6 protein-coding genes are annotated in these 6,201 nt (G+C 67.1%); 2 read left to right on the forward strand and 4 right to left on the reverse strand.

The features are described 5' to 3' along the window. Positions 1 to 20: 20 nt before the first annotated feature. Positions 21 to 476, forward strand: a complete 456-nt coding sequence (locus tag WKF39_RS12580) for a hypothetical protein (RefSeq protein WP_340388900.1) — start codon at positions 21 to 23, stop codon at positions 474 to 476. Position 477: 1 nt separating this feature from the next. On the opposite strand, the gene WKF39_RS12585 is transcribed toward WKF39_RS12580, so the two are convergent. After that, positions 478 to 1,314: a hypothetical protein gene (locus WKF39_RS12585; RefSeq protein ID WP_340388902.1), complete on the reverse strand. Its 837-nt coding sequence runs from the start codon at positions 1,312 to 1,314 to the stop codon at positions 478 to 480. A gap of 308 nt (positions 1,315 to 1,622) precedes the next feature. Between WKF39_RS12585 and WKF39_RS12590 the strand changes: the two genes are divergently transcribed. Further along, positions 1,623 to 2,795, forward strand: coding sequence for an RtcB family protein (locus tag WKF39_RS12590; RefSeq protein WP_340388904.1), 1,173 nt, complete (start codon positions 1,623 to 1,625; stop codon positions 2,793 to 2,795). Between the two features lie 56 nt (positions 2,796 to 2,851). On the opposite strand, the gene cobA is transcribed toward WKF39_RS12590, so the two are convergent. From cobA to cysD, 3 genes are all read right to left on the reverse strand, one after another. Next, on the reverse strand, positions 2,852 to 4,057 hold the full coding sequence (cobA, locus tag WKF39_RS12595) for a uroporphyrinogen-III C-methyltransferase (protein ID WP_340388906.1): 1,206 nt from the start codon (positions 4,055 to 4,057) through the stop codon (positions 2,852 to 2,854). Further along, complete coding sequence (locus WKF39_RS12600; RefSeq protein ID WP_340388908.1) at positions 4,054 to 5,364, reverse strand: GTP-binding protein; 1,311 nt, start codon at positions 5,362 to 5,364, stop codon at positions 4,054 to 4,056. The genes cobA and WKF39_RS12600 overlap by 4 nt, the downstream gene beginning before the upstream one ends. Next, a partial coding sequence (gene cysD, locus WKF39_RS12605) for a sulfate adenylyltransferase subunit CysD (RefSeq protein ID WP_340388910.1) occupies positions 5,364 to 6,201 on the reverse strand: 838 nt, incomplete at its 5' end. The genes cysD and WKF39_RS12600, both read right to left, overlap by 1 nt.

A 6,201-nucleotide genomic window follows, 5' to 3' on the forward strand; every position in this document is an offset into this window, starting at 1 on the left:
AGCGACACGGAGAAGCACACATGAATTCGGACTACGTGCTCGTCTCGCGGTGGCATGTCGAGCTCGGACGTGAGCCGCTGTGGGACGTGGTGGAGGCGTTGCTCGAGACCACCGATCCGCTCGTGTGGTGGCCATCGGTGCAGGTCACCGACTATCACGGCGACGACCTCAAGATGCGGGCGTCGAGCGGGTTGGGGTATTCCGTGTCGTTCGTGCTGGCGGACCTTGAGCTCAGCCGGCCCGACCGGCTGACGTTCAGCTCGCGAGGTGACCTGCGGGGTCGGGGAGCGGTCACCTTCGTCGAGCTCGACGACGACAGGACCATGATGGAGATCGACTGGCGGGTCGCCACCGACCGGCGCTGGATGCGCTGGAGTGCGTGGCTCCTGCGCCCAGTGTTCGTCGCCGGACACCACGTCGTGATGCGTCGAGGGGGCAGGCACTTCAACCGGTGGCTGGCGGCGCGCAACAACTGACTCAGAGTCCGCAGCGCGCCCGGATGTAGTCATAGAAGGCGAGGCGTTGATCGCGGTCCAACGGGAGGTAGAACGACGACCCACGAGGGAGCTCGGGGGCCAGGACCCGTATGCCGAACAGCCTGCCGACCTTGTCCTCGGCGAGCGCATGCGGGTCGCAGCGTGCCGGGGCGACCGACATCACGATCTCGGTCGGGGAGGAGGGGTCAATGTGTGTGTCGACGTCGACCGGGGAGTCTCCTGCCTGGCGGAACAGCGGTGTCGACTCGAATCCACCGAACCGGATGTCATCGCGCTTGCCGGTCGGGGTCAACGTGATGGGCAGGTTGAGCAAGGAGGTGCCGCCCGATCCCACCACTGTCGGTGTGCCGACGCGGAGATCTGCGGCCTCGGCCAAGGTGTTCCTGGCGCAGTCCCGATCCATCAGGAGCCCGATGGACTGGAACGGGTCGTCGGCCGCGGCCTCGGACTCCCGAGCGCCAGAGTCCCCGAGGCGATAGGTCAGTTTCACCGATGCCTCCACGCCCTTCCCGCACCGTGAGGGTGGCATCACGAACTCCAGGTCTGCCTGTTGGCCGGGCTCGAGCGTCTCGTCGCCCTGCCATTGCACATCGTCGAATCGCGGTGAGGAGAGAACGAATCGGCTGACCACCATCGTCTGGCCCGAGTCGTTGTCGACGCGGACGAAGGCGTTGCGGGTCTTGCGCTCGAGCCGCGTCTGGTCGACCTGCATCGTGACGTCGGACGGCAGCGGCTGCCTCTCGGGTGCGTCGGCCCCACACGCGACCATGCCGCTCGTGAGGGCAGTGGCACTCAGCACGGCCAACGCACGGATCATGGATTCATTGTGCCGTCACGGTGGACACGGCGCCTGGAACCTGCGTATCGTCCACACTCGCACGTACCGCGAACCTCGCGGGCAGACGACCGGAAAGGGCTCAAGATGTCAAACGCATCGATCAGGAGCTACTACCTCGTCATGCCCGAACGCCGCCAGAACGGCCGTTTCGAGCCCGCCGCGGACGACGCCCCGTACCCGGAGACAGGCCTGGCCTTCTAGCCACCTGCTCCGGCACACGAGCCTCGACCGCGTCCTGCGGCCGGGGCTTTTTGTATGTTCCATCCACTCACGAGAAAGAAAGAACCATGGAGAAGATCTCGAAGCGGCTTGTCAACTGGGCCTCGATTCTGGAGGCGAACACGCGCACCCAGGCCGAGGTAGCCAGCACGATGCCCTTCGTTTACCCGCACATCGCACTAATGCCGGACGCACACCTGGGCAAGGGAGCGACCGTTGGATCGGTCATCCCGACGCTCGGTGCGATCATCCCGGCAGCAGTCGGCGTCGACATCGGCTGCGGCATGATCGCGGTCCGGACGACGTACGGGCGAAAGGACCTGCCCGCTGACCGGCGTGCTCTGCGTGAATCGATCGAGGCCGCGATACCCCTCTCGGCCGGTCACTACAATGCGGACATCACCCGGGACCACACCCGGGCGCGGCTGGACGAGCTCACGGCCGACGCCGTGCGGCTGGGTTTCGATCCAGCGGCGCGGGCGGCGACGTGGGAGCTGCAGCTCGGCACCCTCGGATCCGGGAATCACTTCATTGAGGTCAGCCTCGACGAGGAGGACCGGGTCTGGCTATTCCTGCACTCGGGTTCGCGGGGCGTCGGCAACAAGATCGCTCAGCGTCACATCGCGGTCGCCCAACGGCTGTGCAAGCAGTGGTGGATCGACCTGCCCGATCCTGACCTGGCCTACCTCGTGGACGGGACGGAGGAATTCTACTCCTACATTCGAGAGCTGCGGTGGGCGCAGAAGTTTGCCCTGCTCAATCGCGAGGAGATGATGGACCGGGTCGCAACGTGCTTTGGGGATTGGCTCGAAGTTGATGAGGTGGAGCGAATCGAAGAGATCAACTGCCACCACAACTACACGTCCAAGGAGAAGCATTTCGGCAAGGATGTGTGGCTCTCCCGAAAGGGTGCGATCGATGCTTCGCTTGGAACACCGGGCCTGATTCCTGGCTCGATGGGCACACGGTCGTATGTCGTCGTGGGAAAGGGCAACCCGGTCTCGCTCAACTTGTCCCCGCACGGGGCGGGTCGGGAGTACAGCCGGTCGAGGGCTCGGAAGACGTTCACACAGGACGACCTCCGGGTCGCGATGGGCGACATCGAGTACCGGGACACGGCGGCGTTCATCGACGAAATACCGGCGGCGTACAAGGACATTGACGTGGTCATGGAGGACGCGAAGGACCTCGTCGAGGTGCGGCACACGTTGCGGCAGATCGTCAACGTGAAGGGCGATTGACGGCGAGCGGGGGCTGGATCATGCCTGGCCCCCGCTTTGACCGTCGTGGTGGCTGGTCAGGCAGGCGGCCAGCCTGGTGACAGCGCCACGACATCGCCGATCACGGTGATCGCCGGAGGCCGGGCTCCGACAGCCTCAGCGCGATCGGCGATCGTGGCGAGGGTGCCGACCGTGACACGTTGATCTTCGGTGCACCCGCTCTCGATGAGCGCCGAGGGTGTCTCGGGGTCGTGGCCGGCGGCGATCAGCTCTGCTGCGGTCTCTGCCAGCCGTTTGACTCCCATCAGCATCACGAGGGTGTGTGCGCGGTTGTGTGGCACGTCGGCGAGCGACTCGTGCCCCGTCACGACGCTGAAGCCGCGGGAGACGCCACGATGCGTGACCGGTATGCCTGCGGCCGCCGCGACGGCGATTGCACTGGTCACACCCGGGACCACCTCGACCGGGATGCCAGCCTCCCGACACGCGATGAGCTCCTCGCCGCCGCGGCCGAAGACATAGGGATCGCCGCCCTTGAGTCGTACGACGATCTTGCCCTGCTTGGCCCGGTCGATCAGGATCGCGTTGATCTCGTCCTGGGGAATCGGATGGTGGTCGGGCATCTTGCCCACATCGATGACCTCGACGTCGGGTGGGAGCTCGGCGAGCACACTGTGGGGGGCGAGCCGGTCGATCACGACGACATCGGCCTCGGCGAGCAGCCGTCTGCCGCGGGTCGTCAGCAGGCCTGGATCGCCCGGGCCGCCGCCGACGAGCGCGACGAAGCCGTCAGGGTGATGCGTGCGATGACGCAGCGGCAGGTCACCGGACTGCAGGGCGGCCGCGACTCCGTCCCGCAGCGCTGCCGCACGTCCGGCGTCACCGCCGCCACTGACCGCGACCGTGACGTCGGCGACGCGGGCAACGGCGGGCGACCAGGCGGTTGCGTGATCGTGAGCGCCGCCCTTGAGGCACCAGATCTGGTGGGCCTCGGCGTCATCGGCAACTCGCCCGTCGACCTCCGGATCGGCGGTGGCGGTCTGCACGAGCCAGGCTCCATCGAGGTCACCGGACTCGTAGGTCCGCTGGATCCATGCGACATCCCCGCGACCGATCGAGGAGGCGAGCGAGTCCGAGATGCTGGGGGAGATCACGACGACCTGCGCGCCGGCGTCGAGCAGCGAGAGCGTACGCCGGGTGGCGACGTGTCCGCCGCCGACGACCACGACCTTGCGGCCGGTCACGCGCAGGGTGAGTGGGAGGCTTCCTTCACCCGAGCTCATGCGAGAACTGTAGCCTCGGCAATCGCGTCCACGGTGGCCTTCGTGTCGAGCAATGCGTCACCGACCATGCCGGCTGCGAGGGTCCCACCGCCCTGCGGGTCGATCAGGAGGAAGGCGCCCGTGCCTCGGGAGTGGAGATATTCCTCGGCGGGGATCGGAGCGGCGAGCCGCAAGGTGACGTGCCCGATGTCGTTGAGCGACAGGGACTCGGCCGGGAGCAGGCGTGCGGCGTCGAGGTCGAGCTTGCCGCCGATCGCCTTGACCACGGCCTGCACGGTGCGGGTGCCGTGCTTGAGCAGCACCTTGGCTCCCGGCGCCAGGCTCTGCTCGGTGAGCCAGGCGACGGTGCCGTCGATGTCCTGGGTCACGGGAGGCACGCTGCGGGAGGTCACGATCAGGTCGCCGCGCGAGACGTCGATGTCGTCCTCGAGCCGCAGAGTAACGGACTGGGGAGCGAAGGCCTCCGCGAGCTCACCAGCAGCGGTGTCAATGCTGGAGATCACGCTGATACGACCGCTCGGCAGCACCGTGACGGGGTCGCCGACACGGACCAGCCCGGAGGCGATCTGACCGGCGTAGCCGCGATAGTCACGGTAGCGCTCGTCGGCGGCTGACTGGGGTCGGATGACGAGCTGCACGGGGAAGCGCAGAGGCTCGGACTGCGGCTCACCGACGGGGGAGAGCTGTTCGAGGAACGTCAACAGACTCGGCCCGTCATACCAAGGCGTACGGATCGATCGGTCGACGACGTTGTCGCCGTCGAGGGCCGACACCGGGATCGTCGCGACGTCGTAGAGGCCGAGGCTTCGGGCGGACTCGAGGACCGAGTCGGAGACCCGGTTGTATGTCTCCTCGTCGAAGTCCACGAGATCGATCTTGTTGACCACGACGACGACGTGGGGGACACGGAGCAGCGAGGCCACCGCGAGGTGACGTCGGGTCTGCTCCTGGATGCCATGGCGGACGTCGACGAGCAGCACCACGACGTCGGCCGTGCTGGCCCCGGTCACGGTGTTGCGGGTGTATTGCACGTGCCCGGGACAGTCGGCCAGGATGAACGACCGCTCGGCAGTGGCGAAGTAGCGGTAGGCCACGTCGATCGTGATGCCCTGCTCGCGCTCCGAGCGCAGGCCGTCGGTCAGCAGGGCGAGGTCGGCGCTCGCGAGGCCACGGTCGAGCGACACCCGCTCGACCGCGTCGAACTGATCGGCCAGCACGGACTTGGAGTCATAGAGCAGCCGGCCCACCAGGGTCGACTTGCCGTCGTCGACCGAACCGGCCGTCGCGAGGCGCAGGAGAGTCGCCATCAGAAGTAGCCTTCCTTCTTGCGGTCTTCCATCGCCGCCTCGGACATCCGGTCGTCGGCGCGAGTCGCGCCGCGCTCGGTGAGGCGGGTCGCGGCGACCTCGGTGATGACCTCGTCGACCGTGACCGCTTCGCTCATGACGGCACCGGTGCAGGACATGTCGCCCACCGTGCGATAGCGGACTTGCCGCTTCTCGACCCTCTCGCCGTCTCGGGGCATCGAGACCGGGCCGACGGCCAGCAGCATGCCGTCGCGCTCGTAGACGTCGCGCTGGTGGGCGTAGTAGAGCTCGGGGAGCTGGATGTCCTCCGCGCCGATGTATTGCCAGACGTCCAGCTCGGTCCAGTTGCTGAGCGGGAAGACGCGGACGTGCTCGCCGGGGGCGTGGCGTCCGTTGTAGAGATTCCACAGCTCCGGACGCTGGTTCCGGGGATCCCACTGGCCGAACTCGTCGCGAAGGGAGAAGACGCGCTCCTTGGCGCGAGCCTTCTCCTCGTCGCGACGGCCGCCGCCGAAGACGGCATCGAACTTGTGATCGGTGATCGCGTCGAGCAGTGGCTGGGTCTGCAAGGGGTTGCGGGTGCCGTCGCTGCGCTCTCGCAGACGGCCGTCGTCGATGTAGTCCTGCACGCTGGCGACCTCGAGCCGCAGACCGAGTCGCTCGACCGTGGCATCGCGATAGGCGAGGACCTCGGGGAAGTTGTGGCCGGTGTCGACGTGCAGCACCGGGAACGGCACGGGCGATGGCCAGAATGCCTTGACCGCGAGGTGCAACATCACGACCGAGTCCTTGCCGCCGGAGAACATCAGTACCGGCTTCTCGAACTCCGCCGCGACC

Origin of the sequence: Aeromicrobium sp., from assembly GCF_037719875.1 — a bacterium.
Taxonomy (GTDB): Bacteria; Actinomycetota; Actinomycetes; order Propionibacteriales; family Nocardioidaceae; genus Aeromicrobium.